Consider the following 25039-nt stretch of genomic DNA (forward strand, 5'->3'; position numbering starts at 1 on the left):
TCCGGCAAATCGTAATATTCTCCGATGAAATCTAAAGACATTCGCTATTCGGTACTGGATCTGGCGGTCATCACCGAAGGGCAGTCGCCCGCCGATGCCATCCACAACAGCCGTGACATGGCCCGGCACGCAGAAGAAATGGGGTATACCCGTTTCTGGATGGCCGAACATCACAACATGGAAAATATTGCCAGTTCGGCCACCTCGGTATTGCTGGGATATGTGGCCGAAGCCACCGATTCGATCCGGCTCGGCTCGGGCGGCGTGATGTTGCCGAATCACTCTCCGCTCATTATTGCTGAGCAATTCGGTACGCTGGCCACGCTCTATCCCGACCGGATCGACCTGGGACTTGGCCGAGCCCCCGGCACCGATCCAACGACGGCTAATGCCATCCGTCCCGACCGCATGCAGCAGGTGCGCCAATTTCCACAGAACGTCAGAAAGTTACAGCACTATTTTTCTGCCGATAACCGTTCGGCCGAAGTCCGCGCCATCCCCGGGGAAGGCACTGAAGTTCCGATCTGGATTTTGGGATCGAGCACCGACAGCGCTCACCTGGCCGCCGCACTGGGACTCCCCTACTCTTTTGCGAGCCATTTTTCACCCGGAGAGTTCCATGCGGCCCTGAACGTCTATCGAGAATCGTTTGAACCCTCCACGCAATTGGATGAGCCGTATGTCATGCCGTGCATCAATGTAGTTGCCGCCGATACCGATGAGCAGGCCCAATACCTGGCTACCTCGCTGAAGCAGATGTTTATGGGTGTGGTTACCGGCAATCGCGACCCCATGCCGCCGCCTGTTGACGACATGAACAGGGTTTGGAATCTACGCGAGCGGATGGCGGTGGAGCAGATGCTCAAATACACCTTTATTGGCAGTAAAGAGACGATTAAAGGTGAGCTGAAAGCGTTTTTAGGGGAGTCGGAGGCCGATGAAGTTATGATCGCCTCCTACATTTATGACCACAAGGAGCGCATAAAGTCGCATCGGATATTTGCAGAAATTATGCAGGAGTTGCCATAATACGCTGCGGAAAACCTGAATCTCGCCAATCCCTTCAATATCCGGCAGGTCAAATGAAAACTATGATAATTCACAAAAAATTAGAAATCGTCACGCCTGCCAGACAAAATACCAGCTGATTAGAAGTATATAAGGATTACATCGACCGATGGTGTTCGGCTCGCTTTCGCAGTGCGTCAAACATCTTTTCCACTTTTTATCCATCTCCAGGGGCTCTTCCCTATGCAAATGGATTTCATCCATGCGCTGCTGACCTCCCAGGATCACCTCTATGTCTTTATTGAGCAGGCCTTCTATGGTGGCCGCCGCAACCTCCTCGGGGGTGTCCATATCATCCGGATCCACGTCAGCCGATTCCATCATGGAGGTATCGGTTGAAGTGGGAAAGACGGTCATAACATGAACCGGGTACTGCGCCAGTTCTCTTCGCATCGCTTCCGAAAAATGCTTGACGCCTGCCTTCGTGGCCGCATAGACGCTATAAAACGGCATGGCGAGGTATCCCAAGCCGGAGGAAACATTTATTAGGGCTCCCTCCTGGCTCTCTTTAAGCAAGGGCAGGAAATATTTCGTCATCCAGATCAAACCGGTCAGATTCACATTGATTTGATTGTCAATATCTTCATCCCTGATCTCCTCCAGTAGTCCGGCGCTTACCGCCCCGGCGTTATTGACAAGAATATCCAGGGAGCCCCATTGATTGCCTACCTGTTCCCGGGCTTTTTTAATATCCTCCAGGTTGGAAACATCTCCCTGGATGCTCAAAAATTGCACCGAAGGAAATTCCTCCTCCAGGAGATCCAGCTTTTGGGCGGTTCTCCCCATGACGGCCATATCGGTCACGCCCTTCTTCGACAAGTGGCTGACCAAAGCTTTACCGATGCCCCCACTTCCCCCGGTAATCAGGATTTTTTTGTTTGACAACGTCATAATCTACCTCCGGAGGTACGTTTCCTTTCCAATGCGATCAATCGAGTTAATAAACTAAATATCAAGAATATATGGCTGAACCAAATAGGTACTTACGGCCATTGACTATTCACGGCCGGGCCGGCCAAATGACCTCATCCACCCACTTTGCTTGTAGACGTTAAACAAATCCGGACCCTGTCCCATTTCCCTGAACCAGTATGAGGTATATACCGTAGCTCCTCACCAGGGCCTTCAGCTCGTCGTTGACACGTACGTACAGCCGGACGTTAACCGTCTCCTCTCCCCTTTCGACCACCTCCTGGGACTCGTAGATGAGTTTGGACGGCACGGGATTCCATAACTGGCGCCAGTAATGAACGAACAGGGTACCCTATTTGGCAATTATTTTGTGAGTTTATATTTGTGAATTATTCACAAGAGTGTCGTCAGTCATCCCTCATCAGGCCACGGAAACAGCACCTCCCGTAATTGAATTTGTGAGAAAAACACAATTTTTGGGTCCAGAAATATCGCCCCCAAAGGGGTAAAACGCTTCGAAAGGTGTTTGCGCATTCCGGCAGGAAAGGGACCCCGGGGAGGCGCAGCCATCGTATGCCAATTCACAATCGTTGTGCCCCAGTATCCTCCTATCTATTACCCGAAAATGTGCGGGGGATATGACACCAGTTAATTCACCTACTTCCCAAACAACGGCAAGTAAATACCTGCGCATTTAGTTGACATATATACATTTAAAATAGTATTTTGTAAACCAACCATTAAGTCAGCTAGCCATGCCTCCTATTGCCCAACGAATTAAACACGCACGCCTGATGAGAGGGCTCTCTTTACAGGATCTTTCCGACCACATGGACAACAAGATCAGCCGTCAAGCCCTGCATAAATATGAGAAAGGAAAAGTAGTACCGGACAATGTAATGGTTCAGGAGCTGGCCGATGCCCTGGACTTAAAACCGGATTATTTCTACCGGGATCATGCAGTAGAGATCAAAGAGGTGGCTTTTCGAAAGCTTTCAAAGCTCAGCAAAAAGGAGCAAAACAGGATAATAGAAACTGCCCGGGACTTTCTGGAGCGGTACCTGGAACTGGAACAGATCATCGGCAAGCAGCCCAAGGTCGAAAATCCGTTGATCGATATTTCCATAGATAAGAAAGAGGATGTGGAACAAGCCGCCCAGCAACTTCGACATGCATGGGATCTCGGAACTGACCCACTGTATAATGTCCTCGAATTACTTGAGGACCAGGGCATTAAGATAGTTGAACTGGAGGGAGATGAATCAATTGACGGATTTTCAACCTGGATCAATGATGCCATTCCGGTTATAGGGCTGAACAGTAATAGACGGGAGCATCTTGATCGTTACCGCTTTACTGCACTGCATGAGCTTGGTCATTTGCTGCTGAATCTTGAATCGTTCAAATCCAACGAGCAGGAAAAATTGTGCCACCACTTTGCAGGAGCTTTGCTCCTGGACAAACGCGCGATTGAATCCGAGATCGGACTCAAGCGCAGTCACATCTCTCTGCAGGAGCTGAAATCCCTTAAGAAGCAGTACGGCATTTCCATGCAGGCCATCATGTACCGTTTCAAGGAACTGGGGATCATCAGCCAAGCCGTAATGGCTGAATTCTTCAAATTCATTAATTCCCAGGGGATGAAAAAGGACGAATCAGATATTGCCACTTATGAGGGAGAGGAAGTAACTCTACGATTTGATCAGCTCTTGGGACAGGCGCTTGCAGAAGAGTACATCACCATTTCCAAAGCAGCGGCCTTAAAGAATTTAAGGGTGAGCGAATTCAGAAAATCTTTTCTTCTTGGCTGATGCGCATAGTTGTCACAGACGCCTGCATATTCATCGATCTGCTGGAGTGCAATGCTTGCGAAGCCTTCTTTCACCTCTCCATTGAGGTAGTAACCTCCTACCAGGTATGGATGGAATTGGAGAGTGAGCAGAGAAAAGTGCTATCTGAGTGGGTGGATAGTGACCGTTTGAGAATTATTAAAATCTCCGAGGATTTCGTAGGAGCAGCTAAAGAGAGAAATCTCTCAACCTCCCTGTCCATTGCGGATCTATCGGTTTGGCACCTTGCAGAAAAAAGCAACGATATCTTGCTCACCAGTGATGGCGTACTGCGGAAGATGGCCAAACGCCACGACATCAAGACACACGGACTCCTGTGGATTTTTGATCAAATCTATGAGGAAGAACTCATTAAACCAAAAGACCTCATCTTGAAGCTGCAACACATTTTTGACACCAATTCACACTACCGTTCCAATACCAAGCTATACGAATCCTTTGAGTGGCTAAAAAAGAAATGGAATCCCCAAACCCAAAAAAGGTGACACCTTTCGATCTCAACGTCGGTAAAGGAGAGTATTCTGGAGTCTGAGGTAAAGTTAAACTGATCAAACGAATGATTGACGTCAATTAATTTTCCCCAGCGTATTGCCTCAGGTCCTCTTTTTGGAGGTTTCTCGCCACCTGGGCAGCCAGTTCCACCATCTAAGTGCAAACTACCCAAGCTATTTCTACGCATACTCCAACTCCGAACGCTCATCAAAGCTCAAGGGATCTTCTATTTCCATGGAAAACCTGGCATTAAATACGTCCAGGATTTTTTGAGCCTTTTCGACAGAAATACCATGGTATTCATTATTCTCATCACGGGAAACCTGGGCCTGGGAGACCCCTAATCGATTCGCCAGCTCTTCCTGCGTCCAGCCCTTGGCAATTCGCAGGCCAATCAACCAACGCCCGATACTTGGCAGAGTGATGTAAGGTCCCCAGTTCTCCATCTTTTCATATGCTCGTAGGCTTCTACCTCTTCCTTCAGCTGTTCATGGACAAGAAGCAAGGGCTGCATAGCCCAGTCTAATTCCTCCGGGCTCAATTCCATCTCGAACAAAGTTCTCTTTCTGTTTTTTGATGGTTTCTAAATCATTATCAAGGCGTTCCAAAGCTCTTTTGTATTCTGCGTCAGTCCGTATCATACTTTCTCCAGTGCTTTTTGGAAGCTGAATCCGATCGCTAATATTCGGGATGCTACAAATCCCAACGATATAACATATAACTTATACTTAATATTTATGTTATGTCATACACATACAATTGTCAAAATTATTCGCTTGCATTTATTCCGAGTAATGTATTCAAAGCATTTTTGAATTTAACCCTCCTCCCATCCAATTTACTGAAATCCATTCCTCAGCATGTTATGGAAAACCGTCGGGATGGAGGCTAACGCATTGCATAATTGTTATGCGTTACATAACATGTAACGGCATGAAATTGTTTGAATACACAAATTTCTTATGACGGACAAACCCTACATACCGCCCATTCATCCCGGTGAAATACTGAAAGAGGAATTCCTTGATCCGATGAATATTTCCCAACGGGCCTTTGCCCGAAGCATTGACGTACCAGCCAACCGGGTCAATGAAATCGTGCGCGGGAAGAGAAGTATCACGGGGGACACGGCTATCCGGTTTTCCCTGGCTTTGGAAACAAGCCCGGAAATGTGGCTACGACTTCAGGCCCGGTACGAGCTGGAAAAGGCCCGGGATGAGAGCGACCCCGGCCTGAAAGAAAAAATCAAGCCGGTAGTTGCTTAGCCCGGCATCGCGTCGGTCACTATTATTCCTTTGGCTTGTCTGCTCCATGCGCGGATCGCAAGAACCTAGTGATACGAGACTTCCGTTTTCAGGTGATTTTTCCGGATTCCACGCCAAATATCGAATAGAGAGAAGCTAATATTATGGTTAATTGTTGTCACAAATATTTACTAAATTTGTGACAAATTAATTTCGTTGTATGAGCTCGATTAAAGACCAAATACATGAGAAGCTGAAATCCAGTGGCAAAGGTACAATCTTTTTTCCAGACGATATCATGGAACTGGGATCCAATGAGGCGATCCGTCAGGCATTAGTTCGTCTTGAAAAGGACGGGGTGCTTGAACGTCTGGCGCATGGTATTTATCTGTATCCCGAAAAAGACCCCCAGCTCGGAACACTCCATCCATCCATAGATAGGATTGCCCGAGCTATCGCCAATAGAGACAAGGCGAAAATATTGCCTGCCGGTACGCTGGCGCTGAACAAACTGGGGCTTACCAGCCAGGTACCGATGAATGCCGTCGTACTTAACAGACGGTTCCCCGAGAAGCATTCAGGTCGGCAACCGAAAGATTAAGTTCAAGCGAACTGTTCCCAAAAACCTGGCGGTGAAAGGCAAAATATGCGGTTTGGTTATCCAAGGATTGCGTGAGATCGGTAAGGGAAATGCAACGGATCGCCAGTTAGCTAAAATTGAGGAACTGCTCGAAAAAGAAGATCCTGAAACAGTGAAACACGATGCCAAACTCGCACCGGCATGGATACGAAAGATCATGCTCAATGCAATGGAATAAGCTATGGACAAATGGTTCGATCTGCCAGATGAACGTAAAAAACAGGTATTCGATCAGGTAGCAGCCCGGGAGGGATTGCCCTCGGTAGCCATCGAGAAAGACTGGTGGGTTACATTGACACTCAAGTCTGTTTTTGATCTGCCATTTGCTGATCACTTGGTATTTAAAGGCGGAACTTCGTTAAGCAAGGGATGGAATTTGATCGAACGCTTTTCTGAAGATGTGGATCTTGCCATCGATCGCAGGCAGTTCGGCTTCGAAGGGGAGTTGGGAAGCAGTCAAATTACCAGACTCCGAAAAACCATCCGTTCTTTCGTCAAAGAGAAACTTGCGCCCGATTTATACGAAAAGCTTAACACCTATACAGAGGTAGATGTAAACGTTCAGCCGCATGAACATTCGGACGCCGATCCGTCGCAGATCGAAATCATTTATCCTGCCGTAACGGAAGAACTGGATTATTTGCCCACGAGAGTTCTTGTAGAAGTCAGCGCACGTTCGCTCTTCGAGCCGAAGGAAGAGCAAGAACTTTATCCGTTAATAGGGCCGGAATTGCCAAAGCTGGATATCGAAAACGAGGGTGTCGCTATCCCCTGCGTATTACCCAAAAGAACATTCCTGGAAAAGGTCTTCCTGCTGCATGAAGAGTTTCAGAAAAATCCTGGTGAGCTCAGAGCGGAACGGCTGAGCAGACATCTTTACGATATTGAGAAAATGATGGATTCCGAACATGCGAAACAGGCATTGGATGATGAATCATTGTATCGGGATATCATCAACCACCGGCGCAATCTTATCGGGATGAGGGGAATAAATTATGACAGCCATTGGCCCGGCTCTGTCAATCTCATACCGCCCGAAGCAACAAGAAAAGAGTGGGAACGGGACTACCGGGAAATGCGGGAAAGTATGATTTACGGGGATGCCCTTCCCTTTGATGCTTTACTTGGTCGGATGAAAGAGCTTACAGAGAGAATCAATGAATTGAAATTCAATCCATAAAATAGTTTGTGATGATTGGTGGAGAAGTTGATGAAGTGATTTCACAACTTTGGCTTATATACTACAAACGTGGTGTGCATAAATTTTTCGGAATTGGACCTCCTATTTCGGGCAAATTCCCCTGCCGTAAATTTGTGATTCTGTCACAATTATTGAATTCTCAAATGACCGTAACAGCTTGTAATGACATATGTGGCGGCAAGGAATTGTGAAACTTTCACAAAAATAAGCCCCCAAAAATTAGCCTAAAAGTAGGGGGAGTAGGCATCGCGATTTCCGCGCCCAATGACCAGCCTAATAGACAAAATCTTAGCTGACACATATCAGGACGCCCCCAACCCCTCCGGCCTGACCACCTTCACCCTGTCCCCGTAGCTCCTCACCAGGGCCTTCAGCTCGTAGTTAATCCGCACAAAAAGCCGCACGGTTACCGTATCCTCTCCCCTTTCGACCACCTCCTGGGACTCATGGATGGGTTTCGACAGCACGTACTCCGACTGCGGGTAATAGAACTTCAGCACAATCTCCTCGGGATCGCCCACGAAACGGCTGATCCCGATGGTGTGCCGGAACACCTCCTCGCGGTCCCCCGTGAAATAGCGGAAATCCGCGTCCTCCTCCACCTCCAGCCGCCGGATGCGATCCAGTCCAAATATCCGCTCCTCCCCGGTCAGCTCGTCGTAGGCATAGACGTACCACCGGTCGTCGTACTCCTTCAACAGGTAGGGGTGAATCAACCGCCGCTTCGGGCGGTCGCTGCGGATCGCCCGGTAGGAGATGTCCACCACCTGCCGCAGCTCGATGGCATCAACCAGGGGCTCAATCCACTGCAGCCCCTCAACCGGCGCCGGCTGGTCAAACTGGACGTACCTGGACAGCTCCCCCTGCAGCCGACTTTCAATCCTGGAAAAGGTCAGCGCCTTCTCCACAAAATTCCGGAAGCGGTTCAGGTACGGCAGCGCCCCGCTCTGGTCCAGCAGCGCCAGGGCAAACTCGGCCGCCTCCATCTCCCCGTAGTCCACCGGAAAAGCCTTGATGGTATAGTCCTTATCCTCGTAGTAGTACCCGTTGCGGGCGCGCGAGTATCGGATGGGCGCCCGGAACTCCAGGTCCTCGGAGTACTTCATCTCGTGGATGTCCTTCTGCAGGGTCTCCCTTGAGATGCGCTGATCCAGCAGCCGCTCGATCTCCTCCAGCAGCTTTTCGGTGGAGGGATACGCCATCGACTTTTTGCGCAGGCACTCGTCGATGACCTGGTACCTCAGGTATGCGTTTTTGTTCAGGGGCATATTTTATTTCCAGCCTTCATTGGGATCCCACGTAAATGCAAAGTCCTTACCTTCTCTTAAGGACTTTGTAGCTGGCCATTCGATTCGGGGTCCGGTTGCCGCTGTATCTGCCACGGAGTGGCACCATATGACCGAAATAGCCACACGGATTCCCTATGATCAGTGATCACCCAACAAACAGCGTTCAGTTTACACTCCCCGATTTATTAATAAGTCGTACCGATCCTGAGCTCAAAAAATATCTTTTGTACCGTACTAATAGGATGGGAATCACTATTAGCCTTTTTATAATCTTCAACTGACTTTTCCCCATGTTCCATTGCCTCTTCCAATCTATCTCTCAATGTAGCCATACAAATCATTACGTGGAATGATATTCCTGAGTCTTTCTATATCCCGTAAGTTCATTTCCTAACTCCCTCTCTACTTCGGTGCAGTCCGCAAAATGTTTGGCAGTATATTTAAAATGTAAAAGGAACCAATATTCAAAACAGGGATTACAATAGCACAAAGAGACTTTACCTGCATATTTATTATTTATTTTGGCGATTTCTTCTTTTTTAGATCTTCAATGCATCCTCTTTCCCATCTGACAATATTTTGTCCATGTCAATAACGGCAAATGCCTGATCCACGCCCCTTTCGACCAATTCAATGGCTTTATTGATGGCTTTGTCAAAGCTTCCTGTCGCTTCAGGTAACCTAGGTAAAACATCAATCCATCTTAGTTCATCTTCCTCATGATCCCTCATATTCTGGAAATAATAGTGCTCCACGTATCCATCTCCTACGATGGCGATGGATTTCTTGAGACGTCTCCCCCCTGTTTTCCTAGCCATCGGTAAATGTAACAGGTTTGGTTTTGGGTTTTGCTCCTAACTTTCCCAAATCATAGGCATTGAATATAGAACTGGTTTTTCTGATTTTATCTGATTTAAAATCGGATAAAGAAAACAGATCCGTTGCTCCCTTTTCATTTTTTTCCGTGAACCAGATAGCATCATTCCGAAGAATATCTCTTCGGGTCAGCAGAGATATATTGTGTGTTGTAAATAACAGCTGGGCAAAATCCGAGTTTTCCAGGAAATTGACGACTAACTGCTCAAGAAGATCTGGATGCAGAGAAGTTTCTATCTCATCAATAAACAGGAATGAATTGCTTTTTAAAGCCATCAGAAGGGGACCCACCAACTGGAAATACCTGCGGGTGCCATTCGACTCCTCCTCTTTAGGAAGTGTCATGGTTAATTTTTCTGATCCCTGTCCTTTAAATTCGTGCAGAAACTCCACATCCAGTGATTTCAGTTTCTTTCGTTCCTTTATTTCTCTCTTTGCTTCATCGGGAATAGGCATTTGTTCGATCTTCTCCAACATCTGATCGCTAATAGAAATCTCATCTTCAACGATATTCAGGTCCGTTATATTCAGATCGGCATTCTTTAAAAATTCAACAACCTGTTTCTTTTGTATTACACCTCTATCGATAATTCCGCTGGTCCAGCTAAATAAATTTTCTTTGTCTTCCGGCGAAATAATGGGCAAGAAATTATTGTCAAACCAACCAATCAGTGAATCAAGGATCGGAATAGAAACATTGGTTTTTGAATACGCTCCCATTACCGTCACATTTTTAATAGTATTGGCTTCCAGGTTTCTGGTATCCTGCGCTTGAATATTCTCAAGCGTACTGCCGAATTCGATGGTACTGACCTTGCCATCATACTCCCGCTCGTAGAAAAGGGCTTTCTTATTTTTGGGATAATAGTTCAGGACCTCCCTTCTGATGAATTGATTATTAAACACGATGTCATAGTCATATTTTATCTCGTCGAGATAAAAGGTCAGATTAAAACGGGTATCCTCTTCAACAGCCGTTCCCAACTTATGCTTGTGGTATCTGATAGGATCTGTTTTTTGATCCAGCGGTTTCAGCACCAGATCCCGCAGCATTTGGAGGGCATTGAGTATATTGGTCTTGCCGGAGGCATTAGGACCGTAAATTATTCCCAGTTTTAACACACGGGTCCCGTCCGGCAGTTTGGTGATGTAGTAGCTTCCCAGCGTATCATCGTTCGTTGCTTCAAAAGACAAGGTCACCCTGTCATGGACCGGTCCAAAATTCGAAAAGCTGAATTCCAAAATCATATTTCTGCAATTTTATGTGCTATATTTGCAGTGTGAATGCATAATATAGATAAATTATTTCCATATTGCAGTTTTTATATCCTTATTGGTTGACAGGGCGTTTTGTCTCCCTTGCTCTATTCAACAACCGTTGATGAACAGACTGAGCTACATTTTTCCTATTACGTGTCATGAGCTATGGTTTCCAGATATGGTCGAATTACGCTCTCAACCCGACAAATATCGGCATACTTCAGAATATCGGAGTAGGTGGCCTTTTCCTTCTTTGAGTCCTCTTTTAAGCGCCTCCAGTGCAATTTCCAGCCCGATTTTATTGCGAAATTTAAAACAATCGGCAATGGTTTTAGCCGGATCATATACCTGGATCTCCACCCCATCAATTTCATGATTTTCTATTCCCTCAGTCAGACTCTTTCCTGAAAACCGGTACACTTGTATGGGAGGATAGTCCAGCTTCGGCTTCCAGTGCCTGCGAGGAAGTGCTATATGCACCCGGTGGGGAATCTCAGTAGTCATATCATGAAAATCGAGTGCAGAAATCAGGCAAACTATTGCATCAGGTATCTTGGTGCCAACTACAGCCAGATCGGGATTAGATAGCGGTCCCTTATCTTCAAGCTGATAAACACCGCGTTCAAGTCGGTTGAGATATCCATGGTCTCGCATCCAATACAGCGTGCGACTGTGAATCCCTTCATCCAGCGCCTCCGAGGTACGCATGATTCCCCCATGTTCTTTAAACAGAGCCACGGCTTCCTTGATCTTTTGGTCGGAGACAGACATTCCCGCTTGGATAACTTACTTTACAGTTAATAATAAGTGTAAAGGTTTTTATCCAAATCGGCAAGTTGCGGCAATTGCTGAAGCAAGGTAGAGCCGCTCGATCTCCTCCAGCAGCTTTTCGGTGGAGGGAAACGCCATCGACTTTTTGCGCAGGCACTCGTCGATGACCTGGTACCTCAGGTATGCGTTTTTGTTCAGGGGCATAAGAAAAAAGTAAACCGTATGTAGGGTACGGTTTGAGCCTTTAGATTGCAAACACAGCAATCCGAACCAAGAAGAAAGGCCTATGAAAAGCAGCTATTTGATAGAACTCGGCAGATACCTGGGAGGACCCGGAATATTGTATCACTACTACAAGACCGGCCGGTTCCCCAACGTGATATCCATCTCCGATTACGATTCTGTGGGATGGGAGAAAATCTACCGGTACTGCCGAAACACCTACCACTGGGAGGAGGGCGACGAGATCGAAAAAGAATACATCAGCGCCGACGGGAAAAAGAAAACCTACCTGTTCCTGCACCTGAAGGGGAGCATCACCCTCTGCAATCCCTACGACCGGAAGGCAAAACTGCTCTACGATACGACCACCGATCCCAAACTGCTGGAAGAGATCCAGGAGCGATTTTACCGGATCGCCCCGCAGATCTCCCCTCACAGCATCGGGATCATCAGGCAGGCCAGCGGCCGCCTCGAGGTAAAATCGTTCAACTTCAATCCACCCGAGCAATCCATCATCCGCTACCTGGATGAGGCTACGCAGGAGCTCTATCACCGGATGATCCGGGAACTGCAGCAGAGCAACGGGAGCGGACTCTACCTGCTGCACGGCGAGCCCGGCACCGGCAAAACCACGTTCATCAAGGAAGTGCTGAGCGAAACAGACAAGAAGGCCCTGTTCCTCTCCCCTTCCCTAACCGAGGACCTGACCTCCCCCAACCTGATTTCCCTGCTGATGGACTACCCGGACTCCATCCTGGTGATAGAGGATGCCGAATCGGTCATCATGGAGAGGCAGGCCGACAACTCCAACGCCGTATCCAACCTGCTGAACATGACCGACGGATTCCTGGCCGATTTCCTGAACCTGAAAATCATTTGCACCTTTAACACAGAATTGAGAAATATCGACAAGGCACTCTGCCGGAATGGGAGGCTGAAAGGGATGCATGAATTCACCAAACTGGAGCCGGGGAGAGCAAAGGATGTAGCCGAACTCCTCGGGCGAGAGATCTACCCGGAAAAACCGATGACCATCGCGGAAATTTGTAATTCCGGAGAATTTGCAGGAGAATACCAATCAAAATCCATTGGGTTTGCCAAGTAGATAAATGAGCGTGGTGGAACTTGCCAATGAGATTCTGAGTGAAGCTTCGGCTTATCTAGCATAGTTGGAGCTTGACCACCGACTCAAGGAAAGATAGCGTTCTTCGAGAATCATTCATTCATACGTGACGGAACTCAAGAAAAATTTTCTTCGAAAACTACCGGGCTGCTCAGTATCAGAAAATAGGAGGGGCTCAATTCCATTATTGATAAAATTTTTGAGGCTCAGCGTGAAAAGAAAACTAAATTGAATCAAGGCGAAGGAAATAATAGACAACTCCAATTGCTTTTACTGATATCATATAACACCTCTCTTCTTCAACTCCCAAAAGCATTTAGCAGTCGCCTTAACATCGGATTTTGCATTGGCTCTGTCCAAATCTGATCTGAAGCGTATAATACAATCTCTTCAGTCTTACCATCGTATCCCATCTCCCGGTTGTGATAGAACAATACTCAGTTGATTCTACCATCGTACAAATACCCTCGATTTTTGATAATGGATTTTTGCCAAAGACTCATACTCAGCTCCTAAAACCTTTTTATCAAAATTTAAGTTATGTGCAACCAGACAGTCTGCAATCATAAGACCACTAAAATTCATCAAAACATTTTTTAAATCAATTCCATGAACCTCAGAATATTCATTACTTATGCCATGGCATTGTTGATTCATGTGAAACTTTAAATCCATCAGGTTTCACTATTGAATCTTTTTGATAGATAATTTCTCCTTCAGAATTGCATAAAATCCATGCTAACTGGACTAACCTTGGCCAATTATCAATATCTTCTACATTAGCATCCCATTTTTGGGGTAATCCGTTTGTTTCAACATCAAAAAGAAATAAATATTGATTCTGATTACCCTTAGATGTTTTACCTCTTTTATAAATTTTCTTAGGCTTTTTGTAATTTAACCCAGAAACCTGAAATGAAGGATCTACCTCTATAATTTTATATAAACCTCCGAAAATATGAGTACCAGATTCTATGGGAACATATGGATCTATAAAGGTTACCTTGTTATCATAATATGATACTCGATTAAAGTTACGGTGTGCGGCAATATAATCTTTATTATCATATTCAGTCTTGCTGAACTTGAACCCCATCTGTTAGGTGCCCCATTATTGGTAAATAAAATTTATTAACTGCTGAAGATATATTCTTTTGGAAATCTGGATATTGACGATATTGATTTTGAATTTTTTTAAATTTTTTAAATCCTATCAAGTCTCTTCTTTAGAGTATTTGATTCATCTTCAAGAATACTCAATTTTACAATTGGCATTAGTAAATTCGTACCGGCTACCTCTTCATAAAATCCTATTTCTTCAAATGAGGACATTTATCGTCTTCTTGTTTTTATACTATTATCTTTTTAGCGCTTCCTCAGGATGCATCTAAATTACGTATATTTAGTAAAATAGAATGCAATATTGTAAGAATAAATACAGGGAATTCTTCACTAGCCTACGGCTAAAGATTTACTATTACCTGCAAGCCGTTAGTGGTCAATATTATAAGTACTATAAAAATTTTTTATGGATTTGAACACATAGCTTGCCAGCAAGGGTGCACTTCAACATTCTGACCATACACGGTTATCATGAAGACTGAGGAGTATTCTTTCATGGCTCATGGAAGTGGTTCTCAAAGATTCATTTTAGAAAAATGTTGCCCCCCACAAAGGTAACCATCGGTCCTAAGTATTACCTACTGGAGCAGTTGGTCCAGGTGCGTTTTATACACACCTTTCAGAGAACCTGACTTAAATTTACGTTCACCCTCAGCCGTCAGCCCCCATCGCTATTCCCTAGATTCCCGAAGCAAGGTGGCCCATACCACCTTCGTTGATACCAAAGCCAAGCACAATACCTCGAGTTTAGCGATGCAATCGGTTGCTGACGATCAACGAACGAACTCATCATATTCACCTAATAGTGAGAGGTAGATCATCACTACGTATCCGACGGTGGAAACAGGTGTTAATAGTTTACTTTCTTAAAACGAATGTCATGGAAAAATCGGTAAAATGTTCCGGAAGAGAGCTTAGTTAACCGGACGACTTTCCGCTGAAGTCTACATTATATTCATTGTTCTTATGGATTCAAATATTCTTTTCGTTAAATAAATCAGGAAGTAACAAATGGATAAAATTGAACAACTAAGGTCAGACTGAGAAATTCAACCAAGAGCGCGACTGGGAACAGTTCCATTCGCCTAAAAATATCGCGATGGCTTTATCGGTAGAAGCTGGTGAAGTAACGGAAATCTTTCAGTGGATGAGAGCTGATGATAAGCTTCAAACTAGATAAAGAGACACTGCAAAAGCTGAAGCATTAAATCGTGACGCTCTTCTGTACTTATTACTATTAGCCTCAAAATATGATCTGGACCTGGTTGAAGTAGCAAAGGAAGAAGCTGGAATTAAACGAAGAAAAATATCCGGTAGAGAAGGCAAAGGGGACCTCTAAAAAGTATACCGACCTACGCTTATCGTATACCAGTCTACGAAAGAGGGCTTTACTTCAGACGTTGAAGCGGGTGTCATCGAAGATGAGATTTCCGTCAAGTATGAGGCCAGGCTTAAGCGCAGGGTCCCAAAATCTGAAGAGATCGTGGAAAATTCTCTCCAGACATGTATACCGTACTCAATGATGATGGTATTCCGTGGACTCCGGCATATGTATTGAACTACAGACCACAATCCTCCAAGCGCATCGATTTCATTATTGGCGGACAAAATGAAGAAAAAGTTGACCATGCAATTATCGTAGAGCTGAAGCAAATGGAAACCGCTGAAAAAACCAGGTTGGATATGGAATCGTAAGCACATTTATCGGCGGTGGCAACCGGCATGTTAGCCATCCTTCCTATCAGGCATGGTCATACGCAGCATTGCTTAAAGGATTTAATGAGGCTGTATACGCTGAAAACATTACCCTTAAACCTTGTGCTTATCTCCATAACTACACCGGCGTACATAACCTGGACCATCCCTTTTATCATGATCATTTAGAAAAAGCCACTGTTCAAAGAAGGGATATGGTAAAGCTCCGCGATTTCATTAAGAATCATGTGAAGTACGGAGATCAATCAAAAATCTCTATCGCATTGAGAAGATAAACATTGTTGAAAAGGTTGGCGGACAGTTTACAGTCCACGCTGCGGAACGAACAAATTTATCACTGCGATTGATGAGCAGAAGGTGGCATTTGAGGATGGAGGTCGTTCAAAACCGGTCCGAAGATCAAAAAAGGTGATTATTGTTGAAGGAGGTCCCGTACCGGAGAATCAGTAATCGCCGTAAATCTGCTCGTAAAACTGACTGCTAAAGACTTTGTGACCAGTTATGTCACCAAAAAATTCTGCCCCGAGACGAGTTTATAAATCATATTTAAGCTGGAAGAGATGAAAGATTCCCACATAGATAATCTTTTCAGGAGCTCAGGAGAGTTCATCGATACGTATCCCGAAACGTTCGATGCCTTGATTGTCGATGAAGCGCACCGGTCTACTAACAGTCGGGTTTCTACAAAAACCAAGGCGAAAATCAGATAAAAGAATTGATCAATGCCTCACAGGTTTCTGTCTTCTTTTTAGACGAGGACCAAAGGATCCATATTGACGATATCGGTGAGAAAGAAGTAATCAGAAAATGGCAGACTATTTTGAAGCGCATGTAATCGAAACAGAGCTGGAGTCCCAGTTCCGATTACGGCTCTCGGGGATATCTGGCATGGATTGACGATGCTTTGCAAATCAGAGAAACTGCAAATACCGATCTGACTGACATTGATTATGATTTCCGAGTGTACTCATCACCGACGAAGTTATCGAAACCATTAAGGAAAAAAACAAAATCAATGATAAATCCCGGGTGGTAGCTGCATATTGCTGGCCCTGGAAAAGCAAAAAGAATAAAAATGCGATGGATATTGTGATTCCAGAGCATGGCTTTAGCAAGCAATGGAACTTGGAAGATCATGGACAAGAATGGCTAGATCGAAGATGGATCGATCGAACAAATTGGATGCATTTATACTTGCCAGGGATTGGAGCTGGAGATGGTAGGCGTCATTATTGGCCCAGATTTGATAGTAAGAGACGGAGAAGAAATTACCAACCTCATGCCAGATATAACTATGATTCATCAATACGCGGATTAAAAACTATCAGGAAAGAGAATCCTGAAAAAGCAGCGAAGATTGCTGACAGAATAATTAAAAATACTTACCGAACATTAACGACCAGAGGAATGAAGGGGTGCTAGATTCATTGTAACGGCAGAAAGAAACTGAGGAGTATTTTAGAGATCTTGCTTAGTATAAAAATTCCTGAAAGCCTACATCCTATGAAGTATCTTATAAGTGTTGAGGCTAATTCCTATAATTCTTCTCAAAATTCCAATAGGGGTGACATACTAGTGTCACTCCCTACTCTTAATATCAGTTGTACATAATTAACAATAGAGTACGATTACGGGTAATCCACTGCGCTTTTCCGGCCACGAATCTTTTCAATGCCGAAATTTATGGTTGAAAAAAGGATACGATTTCAGTCTGAATCCTGAATATACATATACTGATGATGAAGCTGTTATCGACTTAGGAGTTGGAAAAATATGGTCAAATCCATTCGGTTCTGGATGCATGCATTTGACCTGTCTGATGATTCAAATGAGCCAAATGATTTAGCTGATTACTTATTTAGTCAAGATGGTAAAGACCGATTCTTGGAAGATCTAGGAACACTTTGGCTATTACACTATCAATTAGTTAAAAAGAAAGGGGATGAGCTCGATATTTATTATTTAGTGTTTAATCAATTTAGGAAACAAAGAATAGAATTCACTAAGTACGCATTCCTCAATTTTTTAGAAGAAATGCGATGACCGATGAATCCCACTCAGAAAACACTATAGAAAAGGATGTAGGCGTATTTTTGAAAAACTATGTTCGCCCCGACTCTAAAGATGGCAACAAAAATATTGAAGACCTTTACTCTTCATTACTAATAGACTTAGATCTTGTCAAGAAATTCAGCAATACAGGAGTAACTGGATGGGTATTGGTATAAGATAAAAATAGTGTCAATCGAGATAACCTTCCGATTGAAATATTTTTCTATTCAATATTAGATAATAAATCATTCGGGAATGTCTATATCGATACACAAATTATTGAATGATGAAGACAGTCCAGGAAATGTATTTGCCCTTCATCCAGATGCCTTGGTCCAATGGTTCAAGGGATTAACCGATGGCCTTTGAAGGAATTGTTTATAAAGAAGATGCTGGAATACGAGAGCTCCAAATTAATAAGGAATATTCGGAAGAGGAGAATCTTAGACCGCTACTATGAAAGGAGTTAATAAGGACATTCCACCCTCAGTTAATATTCAGCAGGGATACATGCAAAGTCTTTTGATTATGTTGTCACTTCAAATACTCGACACATTTATGATCAATTAGTAGGGAATATTAAATCTGGCACCCATTCCTTTACCATAATTGGATCATATGGTACCGGCAAATCTTCATTCTTAATTGCCTTAAGAAAAAACCTAATTGGTGACACGTATTATTTTGAGCCAATAAATGGTCAATTCCCAGAGATTGAGGATTTTGAATTCGATTATATCGTTGGGAAGTACGACTCACTCATCAATGAAGTATCAAATCATTTCGGCTTAGAAACAGATAGCACCGAAAAAGATATTCTAAATTGGATCCATAAAAAGCATGCAGAACTTAAACAGGAAGGAAAGTTTTGGATAATAGCTATCGATGAGTTTGGCAAACATTTAGAATATGCAGCAAAAGAAAATCCCGAAGAGAACTGTACTTCGTACAACTACTTGCAGAGTATGTCAATGAAGCAAGATAAGAACATCTTTTTCATTACTACTCTTCACCAGGCATTTGATTCTTATGCACATGGCCTAGATACCCAACAGCGCCAAGAATGGGATAAGGTAAGGGGTACGACTAAAAGAGTTAAATTTCAATGAACCAGTCGAGCAGTTATTACACATCGCCGGAGAGCATTTAAAAACAGACCGGAATCATGATTGGGATACTTGCATTTACCCAAATTAATTAAAGCAATTGAAGCTTCGCAAGCTTTCCCTCTTAAAAACGAATTAGATAAAAAGCTAGCAAAGGACCTGTATCCTTTAGATCCGCATTTCAGGAGCTATTTTATCCCTAGCCCTTCAAAATTATGGTCAGAATGAAAGATCACTGTTCACCTTTTCTTCAGTCTGAAGAATGTTCTAGGAATTAATAATTATGATCGATCCTCAAATCCATATTATAATTTAGGGTGCGTTTACGACTATTTGATCCACAATCATCATTCATTTCTTTCCTCAAAATACAATCCGCATTATGTTCAATGGAATGCAATTAAAAAAGCAATTGAACGTGTAGAAGTGGGTTTGAAGAAGATATTAACTCTCTAAAAAAGATTGTCAAAATCATTGGCCTATTAAACATTTTTGCGACTGAGGGGGCAACAATTGACCAATGATTTTCATTGAACAATACTCACGTATTGCTTTGGGCATTTATAAGCCAACTAGATTAATTGATCTGCTCGAGAAAAACCAGATTCTGAGGTATAGATCTTTACAAGACAGTTTATTCTATTTGAAGGTACTGACTTCGACATTCGAGTATGAATTTCAGAAAGCAACCAGTAAAGTTGATGCAAGTAAAGACATTGTCACCTATCTGAATAGATACTTCGATTTCCCCTATATACCCGCAAAAAGAGTGTATTATGAAAAAGGGACTCCAAGGTTTTTCGAATTTAAACTATCCGAAGAACCAATTAAGAGAGCTCCTAAACAACCAATTGATGGATTATCAACTTAGTATTCAACCAAAGATGCGAGAGAGGTACTCAAATTTAGCGACGGTCAAAAGAAGCCAATACTTTATGCGGTCTTCAATAATACATCAGAAATTGAAGACCAATTATTTTCAATTGAAAGAACAAAACACGTAATAAACCAAATAGAATCGGATGAGGTAGCCGAACGAGAATTAAACGATTTACTTACTTCTCAAATAGAAGAGCTCAATGATATAATTTTGGGTAACATTTATTCCGGTCGAGGAGATATAGATTGGATATCGAATGGTGAAAAGTGTAAACATCAATAGCAGTAAATTATTGAACTATAAGCTATCGGAAATTTGCAATAGCATTGACCACAAAACACCTACCTTCCATAACGAATTAATCAATAAACAGAAGGTTAGTCCTGCCATATATAAGCCAAGGAAAGTACTTCTGAACAAGCTCATTAATGAATCAGATAAGCATTTACTAGGATTTGAAGAGGATACATTCCCAGCTGAAAAAACAATATATCTTTCTTTACTATCGAATACCGGAATCCATGGGCACAATAATGACAATATCGGCATTTGAACCGCCTGACGAAGATTCAGGACTAGTAGACCTTTGGGAAGAAAGTGAACATTTTTTTAATAGCACAAAATCTGGCAAAAAGCCCCTGAACAGACTTCGTCAACATACTTGAAAGCCCCCCCCTGGGCTTAAAAAGGGATTTATCGAGCTATGGGTACCCATTTATTTAATAATTAAAGAAGATGAATATGCTCTATTTCAAGAAGAGGCCTATATACCTGAGCTAACTCTACGATGTAATTAATCTCGTATACAGAAATCCGAAGTTATTTGAAATAAAAGCTTATCATATAAGTAAGGTAAAGCAGAAAATATTTGCGAAATATCGGCAACAATTAAATCAAGATGAAAATGCTAGCTTTTCGAATAAGAGTTTCGTAGAAACTATACGCCCATTTCTACTAGTATATAATGGATTGAATGAGTATGGACGAAGACTTCTAAAATATCAAGAGCTGCCCAAAACTTGCGCGATGCAATTAAAACTGCAACAGAACCAGAGAAAGCATTTTTCCAAGAGTTTTCCCGTGCTTAGGTTACTCCAGCTTGGATGCGCTAAAATCTGAAAAAGCGATAAAGCAATATGTATATGAACTCGATAAGTGCATAGATGAAATAAAAAATTCCTATGTAGACCTCATTAATCGAGTTGAGAACCGCCTACTAGAATTCAGTTGGAATTGACCAGAATACGAGTTTAAAGAATATCGAAAGCAAATACAAACAAGGTATGAATATTCAAACTTATAAACTAGTCTCTTACCAGAAAAATTATTAGGGGAGAATTATGTCTTCTCTCGAGGATAGAGAAAAATGGATTAGCTCTATAGCTTTCGCAATAATGGACAAGCCACTTAAGAAGCTCGCTGATGATGAAGTGCCATTATTAATGGAAAGACTTAGAAGAATAGAGAGTCTTGACAATTTACGTGAATTAAAAAATTAGTATACCTAAAGAAACAAGAAGCTTTTAAATTTAAACTACAACCATTCAATCGCAAGTCGTTAGATATAAACATTATACTTGGGAAGGATAAACTAGAGTCAGAATTAAATAGAATTAATCAAATTAAACAGATACTAACTAAAGATCGAAAAACGAATCTAGCTCTACTTTTAAAGATAATTGAAGACCTTGGATCTCATGAGTGATGTCAGACATGTACTCGGTATTAGTGGGGGAAAGGATAGTGCAGCCTTAGCTCTTTACATGAGTGAGCATTTCCCTAGCATTGATCTAGATCTTTATTGTTGTGATACAGGTAGGGAATTAGATGAAACCTATGAACTCATTGACAATTTAGAAACTCACCTAGGGAAAGAGGTGGAAATGCTTAAAGCTGTAGAAACCCGAAGGATGGCAAAGCCAAACTTTGAAAAGATGAAGGAAATAACTCCTTTTGACTTACTATTTGAAAGATTATGATGGCTTTCTTCCTTCTTCCTTCGCAAGATGGTGTACGAAAAATTTAAAACTTAAACCATTTGAGGAATATATTGGTGATGATCCTACTATATCATATGTAGCAATTCGAGGAGATGAAGAGCGTGAAGCTTATGTCATCAACCAAAGAAAATGTTCAAACGATATTCCCCTTTAAGAAGAATATCTGGAGTTTTGATGTCATTTCTTTAGTGCTTGATGAGCATAATAAAGGTCAGCTTCGCGATATTATGAGACATAAAAGTAAAGCCTAGCAACTTGCATAGAATTATCGAAGAGGTCGAAAGACCTATTAGCCCAGAACATAACCTCAACCAAAAGACAAAATCACTTATTCGACTTAGATACGACCGCCTTCAACTACGCAGTGTTCTATTTCTTCAAAAAGACTGCCTATCCTCTCGGTCAATTAGAGGAATTTCCTTTACTGGATAAAAGCCATCTCCCACCAGATCAAAGGGTCATAGTACCGAGACCAAGGTTTTTGAGATGCTAGAGGACAGTGTTGGTGTACCTGATTATTATAAAAAAGATGAGTTTGTGGTTGATGGTAAAAAAGGCACGTGATTCTCGAACCCGATCAGGTTGTTTCTTCTGTTTTTATCAGCAAAAAATTGAGTGGGTTTGGTTGTATGAAAATAAAAGAGATAAATTCGAAGAGGCTATGAAATATGAGAAGGAAGGGTTCACTTGGATGGAAGATGAATCCTTGGAGGAGTTGGCCAAACCTGAGCGACAGGAAGGAGATAAAATTACGCCATCTCGAAAACAAAGAGAATGGATCTTCTGGAAAGAAAAACACACTTCTTAAATAATCCTATTAGACGAGGAAGAAAAAGGAGAATACTTTGATAAAGAAGATGAAGACTATGCAGGTTGCACAGTCTGGCTTCATTTGGTTAGTTGCTTGGAGCATGTATTATTTCGAATTTTTTAGAATTTATTCGACAGTTTTTCCTGGATTTCATCGGGAACGTTATTCCAGGCCTTCTACTAATTATTGGCTCATCAATATTATTACATACAAATAATTATCTTGATATATACAATTATTTTAATAACAAATATATATTAATTATATTGATTTTTAGTTTTCACTTTAGGTCATATTATTAGCGAATTAGGTGTGACATATTGTAGCCAGTTTATCTGAGATTTCTATGGATATTTTCAAAAAATAAATTCAGGGATCACTCTAAATTAATTGAAGAAATTAGACAAAGCTCCAACTTCAAGAATTTTTTAAAGGCTTATAATGATGTCAAGGGTCACGAGTATTCCCCACCCCGGGTCAATAGTATTCCCCACCTGAACGAGCTTCATCACCACTTGTCGGAAACGAGCACCGGTTTGTTCTTTTTGGGCTTCATCTACAACAAGATGAACCTTTAAAAACGAAACGTATCATGGGCTATAATCCGCAAGGTATCATGAACATCTACGAAATTGTCCGCCGCTGGCATCAGGGGCAAACCATCAGCGGGATTGCCCGAACGCTGAGGCTGGATCGCAAAACCGTTCGCCGGTATATCCAGTCGGCCCAACAGGCCGGTATTCAGGTCGACACCCCCTTGGGTGAGGAGTCGGAGGTGATGGCTGCTTTGGAGGGGTTGGCCTCTTCCACGGATCGCAGGAAGCCAGCTGCAGATCAATTTGAGCCGTATCGAGAGGAGATCCTGGGGCTGCTGCAAGTATGCCCGGACCCGCTCACGCTCAAGTCGGCATGGCAGGTAATCCGGCATCGTTATCCGGAGATCACAGCCTCCTACAGCAGTCTGAAACGAGCCGCCAGGCGCTGGCGCCCCCAGCATCGCTTCACCTGGCGCCACGAAACCCCGCCGGGGATGCAGACGCAGATCGATTACGCCAAGATGGGGCTGCTGTATGATCCCCTGCAGGCTCGCCGGCGGGTACTTGCCCAAAAAGTGTGTCTGGCGACCTCCCTGCGTAGGATAACAGGATAGTAACTATTCAGAACTCTTTCATGGAGAATTATCCTGCCGGGGGAATAAGGTTTTCGCCTTGTCCATGTAGGGTAGTCTGCGGCCGTAGGCCTGCTGGTTTCGGGCGACTGTTCCAGAAGTACGAGTACGGACTCCTCGTCCGGCATGCTGAGTCTCATCCTGAGCACTCGGCGGAAACTTCCGTTGAGCCGTTCGATCCAATTGGTCGTATAGATCATGGAACGGATCCGGTAGTCGTAGTTCAAATAAGTGAATCCATTCCGGTATCTTGCTTCCGACCGAAGCTTGTTAAAGTAGGAATACTTCTGGCTCCACTCATCGCAGAAGGCCTGCCAGCGTTCCCAGCCGGCCTCGGGGTCGTCGTCGGGATCGTCGGTATGGAACACAGCCCGCAGATCGTCGGCCAGAGCGTCTTTGTCTTCCGATCGGACCCGGGACATCACGTTGCGTTTAATATGGGTTGTGCACCATTGAAGAGGGGTACCCGAGAAGCTTTCTGACAACGCATCTCCCAAACCAGAGATCCCGTCTGCAACCATCAGGCCAATCTTTTGGACGCCTCGCTTTTTGAGCTCTTCAAACTGCAATCCCCAGCCTGTGGCGCTCTCAGAGGGGGCGTGGGCGATGCCAAGCACCTCCCGCCGCCGCTCAGGGGTCACCCCCATGATCACGTAGAAAGCTTCTGTGGACACCGTCTCTCGGCGAACCTTAACGTGGATCGCATCGATGAACACGATCGGGTAGTACGCCTCCAGGGGCCGGGCCAGCCACTCGCCAACTTCCTCTCTCATCCAATCGATCATTCGAGAGATCGACGAGGAACTATAGTGGCGACCGTAGAGCTCATCAAAGACGTCTCCGATCTGGCTCTGGGTGAGTCCCTTCCCATACAGGGCGCTTACCATGCGGTCGGTCTCGGCCTGCTGGGCCCGGAGCATCGTCAGGACCTTCGGATAAAAATTACCGTCCCGGTCCCGGGGGATGCGCAGCTCCAGCAGCTTGCCGTTACCATAAACTTTTCCTGGCCGATAGCCATTTCCCTTGTCCCCGTCATCACCAGCCAGGTGCTCCCGGCGTTCGGCTTTCATGAGAGCGTTCAGGGTCATTTCCAGGACTTCATTCAGCCCGTTCTCGCGTTGGATATGGTTGCCAATGAGCGTCTGCAATTGTACTTTGGTGAAGTTCATAAGATCTCCTTGTGTTAGGTTTTGGGTTGTTTGGAAGCTTCCTGAACCTACACAAGGAGATTCTTAT

23 protein-coding genes and 1 pseudogene are annotated in these 25039 nt (G+C 43.7%); 14 read left to right on the forward strand and 10 right to left on the reverse strand.

Features of this window, described 5'->3' with window-relative positions; genetic code table 11:
• Positions 1 to 24 precede the first annotated feature (24 nt).
• Entirely contained in the window at positions 25 to 1029 is a 1005-nt protein-coding gene (locus U5K31_05560; GenBank protein MDZ7772194.1) for an LLM class flavin-dependent oxidoreductase, read from the forward strand.
• Positions 1030 to 1119: 90 nt separating this feature from the next.
• On the opposite strand, the gene U5K31_05565 is transcribed toward U5K31_05560, so the two are convergent.
• Together U5K31_05565 and U5K31_05570 are read right to left on the reverse strand one after the other, a co-directional pair.
• Entirely contained in the window at positions 1120 to 1959 is an 840-nt protein-coding gene (locus tag U5K31_05565; GenBank protein ID MDZ7772195.1) for an SDR family oxidoreductase, read from the reverse strand.
• Positions 1960 to 2119: 160 nt separating this feature from the next.
• The gene (locus tag U5K31_05570) at positions 2120 to 2290 is read right to left on the reverse strand and encodes a hypothetical protein (GenBank protein MDZ7772196.1); all 171 of its coding nucleotides are present in this window, start codon (positions 2288 to 2290) and stop codon (positions 2120 to 2122) included.
• A 445-nt stretch (positions 2291 to 2735) separates the two neighbouring features.
• Between U5K31_05570 and U5K31_05575 the strand changes: the two genes are divergently transcribed.
• Both U5K31_05575 and U5K31_05580 read left to right on the forward strand, forming a co-directional pair.
• Complete coding sequence (locus tag U5K31_05575) at positions 2736 to 3791, forward strand: XRE family transcriptional regulator (GenBank protein ID MDZ7772197.1); 1056 nt, start codon at positions 2736 to 2738, stop codon at positions 3789 to 3791.
• The gene (locus U5K31_05580) at positions 3791 to 4315 is read left to right on the forward strand and encodes a hypothetical protein (protein MDZ7772198.1); all 525 of its coding nucleotides are present in this window, start codon (positions 3791 to 3793) and stop codon (positions 4313 to 4315) included. Before U5K31_05575 ends, U5K31_05580 begins: the two co-directional genes overlap by 1 nt.
• A gap of 186 nt (positions 4316 to 4501) precedes the next feature.
• Here U5K31_05580 and U5K31_05585 read toward each other — a convergent pair whose 3' ends face one another.
• Positions 4502 to 4768, reverse strand: a complete 267-nt coding sequence (locus U5K31_05585) for a helix-turn-helix transcriptional regulator (protein ID MDZ7772199.1) — start codon at positions 4766 to 4768, stop codon at positions 4502 to 4504.
• A 516-nt stretch (positions 4769 to 5284) separates the two neighbouring features.
• Between U5K31_05585 and U5K31_05590 the strand changes: the two genes are divergently transcribed.
• From U5K31_05590 to U5K31_05605, 4 genes are all read left to right on the forward strand, one after another.
• Positions 5285 to 5587: a HigA family addiction module antitoxin gene (locus tag U5K31_05590; GenBank protein ID MDZ7772200.1), complete on the forward strand. Its 303-nt coding sequence runs from the start codon at positions 5285 to 5287 to the stop codon at positions 5585 to 5587.
• Between the two features lie 199 nt (positions 5588 to 5786).
• On the forward strand, positions 5787 to 6167 hold the full coding sequence (locus U5K31_05595; GenBank protein ID MDZ7772201.1) for a DUF6088 family protein: 381 nt from the start codon (positions 5787 to 5789) through the stop codon (positions 6165 to 6167).
• On the forward strand, positions 6106 to 6384 hold the full coding sequence (locus U5K31_05600; GenBank protein ID MDZ7772202.1) for a DUF6088 family protein: 279 nt from the start codon (positions 6106 to 6108) through the stop codon (positions 6382 to 6384). Before U5K31_05595 ends, U5K31_05600 begins: the two co-directional genes overlap by 62 nt.
• A gap of 3 nt (positions 6385 to 6387) precedes the next feature.
• Positions 6388 to 7386 (forward strand): nucleotidyl transferase AbiEii/AbiGii toxin family protein, encoded by a 999-nt coding sequence (locus U5K31_05605; GenBank protein ID MDZ7772203.1) that lies wholly within the window; start codon positions 6388 to 6390, stop codon positions 7384 to 7386.
• 323 nt (positions 7387 to 7709) lie between these two features.
• Here the strand turns inward: U5K31_05605 and U5K31_05610 are convergent, their stop codons facing one another.
• The 5 genes from U5K31_05610 to U5K31_05630 form a co-directional block, all read right to left on the reverse strand.
• Complete coding sequence (locus tag U5K31_05610; GenBank protein MDZ7772204.1) at positions 7710 to 8675, reverse strand: WYL domain-containing protein; 966 nt, start codon at positions 8673 to 8675, stop codon at positions 7710 to 7712.
• Between the two features lie 560 nt (positions 8676 to 9235).
• Entirely contained in the window at positions 9236 to 9514 is a 279-nt protein-coding gene (locus U5K31_05615) for a hypothetical protein (GenBank protein ID MDZ7772205.1), read from the reverse strand.
• A complete protein-coding gene (locus U5K31_05620; GenBank protein ID MDZ7772206.1) occupies positions 9507 to 10820 on the reverse strand; it encodes an ATP-binding protein in 1314 nt (437 codons plus the stop codon). Before U5K31_05620 ends, U5K31_05615 begins: the two co-directional genes overlap by 8 nt.
• Positions 10821 to 11027: 207 nt before the next feature.
• Positions 11028 to 11603, reverse strand: a complete 576-nt coding sequence (locus U5K31_05625) for a type IV toxin-antitoxin system AbiEi family antitoxin domain-containing protein (GenBank protein MDZ7772207.1) — start codon at positions 11601 to 11603, stop codon at positions 11028 to 11030.
• A gap of 48 nt (positions 11604 to 11651) precedes the next feature.
• Positions 11652 to 11807 carry a hypothetical protein gene (locus U5K31_05630; protein MDZ7772208.1) on the reverse strand — a complete coding sequence of 52 codons (156 nt, stop codon included), beginning with the start codon at positions 11805 to 11807 and terminating at the stop codon, positions 11652 to 11654.
• Between the two features lie 82 nt (positions 11808 to 11889).
• On the opposite strand from U5K31_05630, the gene U5K31_05635 reads away from it, so the two are divergent.
• Entirely contained in the window at positions 11890 to 12930 is a 1041-nt protein-coding gene (locus U5K31_05635; GenBank protein ID MDZ7772209.1) for an AAA family ATPase, read from the forward strand.
• Positions 12931 to 13576: 646 nt separating this feature from the next.
• Here the strand turns inward: U5K31_05635 and U5K31_05640 are convergent.
• Positions 13577 to 14044, reverse strand: coding sequence for a hypothetical protein (locus U5K31_05640; GenBank protein ID MDZ7772210.1), 468 nt, complete (start codon positions 14042 to 14044; stop codon positions 13577 to 13579).
• Between the two features lie 1529 nt (positions 14045 to 15573).
• Between U5K31_05640 and U5K31_05645 the strand changes: the two genes are divergently transcribed.
• The 6 genes and pseudogenes from U5K31_05645 (at position 15574) to U5K31_05670 (ending at position 23785) form a co-directional block, all read left to right on the forward strand.
• Positions 15574 to 15765, forward strand: a complete 192-nt coding sequence (locus U5K31_05645) for a hypothetical protein (protein ID MDZ7772211.1) — start codon at positions 15574 to 15576, stop codon at positions 15763 to 15765.
• A 1708-nt stretch (positions 15766 to 17473) separates the two neighbouring features.
• Positions 17474 to 18014 (forward strand): annotated as a pseudogene (locus U5K31_05650) (DUF4007 family protein).
• A gap of 3507 nt (positions 18015 to 21521) precedes the next feature.
• Entirely contained in the window at positions 21522 to 21803 is a 282-nt protein-coding gene (locus U5K31_05655; protein MDZ7772212.1) for a phosphoadenosine phosphosulfate reductase family protein, read from the forward strand.
• A 131-nt stretch (positions 21804 to 21934) separates the two neighbouring features.
• Positions 21935 to 22075 carry a hypothetical protein gene (locus U5K31_05660; protein MDZ7772213.1) on the forward strand — a complete coding sequence of 47 codons (141 nt, stop codon included), beginning with the start codon at positions 21935 to 21937 and terminating at the stop codon, positions 22073 to 22075.
• Positions 22076 to 22329: 254 nt separating this feature from the next.
• On the forward strand, positions 22330 to 22632 hold the full coding sequence (locus tag U5K31_05665) for a hypothetical protein (protein MDZ7772214.1): 303 nt from the start codon (positions 22330 to 22332) through the stop codon (positions 22630 to 22632).
• Positions 22633 to 23251: 619 nt separating this feature from the next.
• Complete coding sequence (locus tag U5K31_05670) at positions 23252 to 23785, forward strand: hypothetical protein (GenBank protein MDZ7772215.1); 534 nt, start codon at positions 23252 to 23254, stop codon at positions 23783 to 23785.
• Here U5K31_05670 and U5K31_05675 read toward each other — a convergent pair.
• The gene (locus tag U5K31_05675; GenBank protein MDZ7772216.1) at positions 23683 to 24972 is read right to left on the reverse strand and encodes an IS256 family transposase; all 1290 of its coding nucleotides are present in this window, start codon (positions 24970 to 24972) and stop codon (positions 23683 to 23685) included. The two genes, U5K31_05670 and U5K31_05675, sit on opposite strands and share 103 nt — an antisense overlap.
• Positions 24973 to 25039: the final 67 nt, after the last annotated feature.

This window comes from Balneolaceae bacterium (genome assembly GCA_034521445.1).
GTDB lineage: Bacteria > Bacteroidota > Rhodothermia > Balneolales > Balneolaceae > JAXHMM01.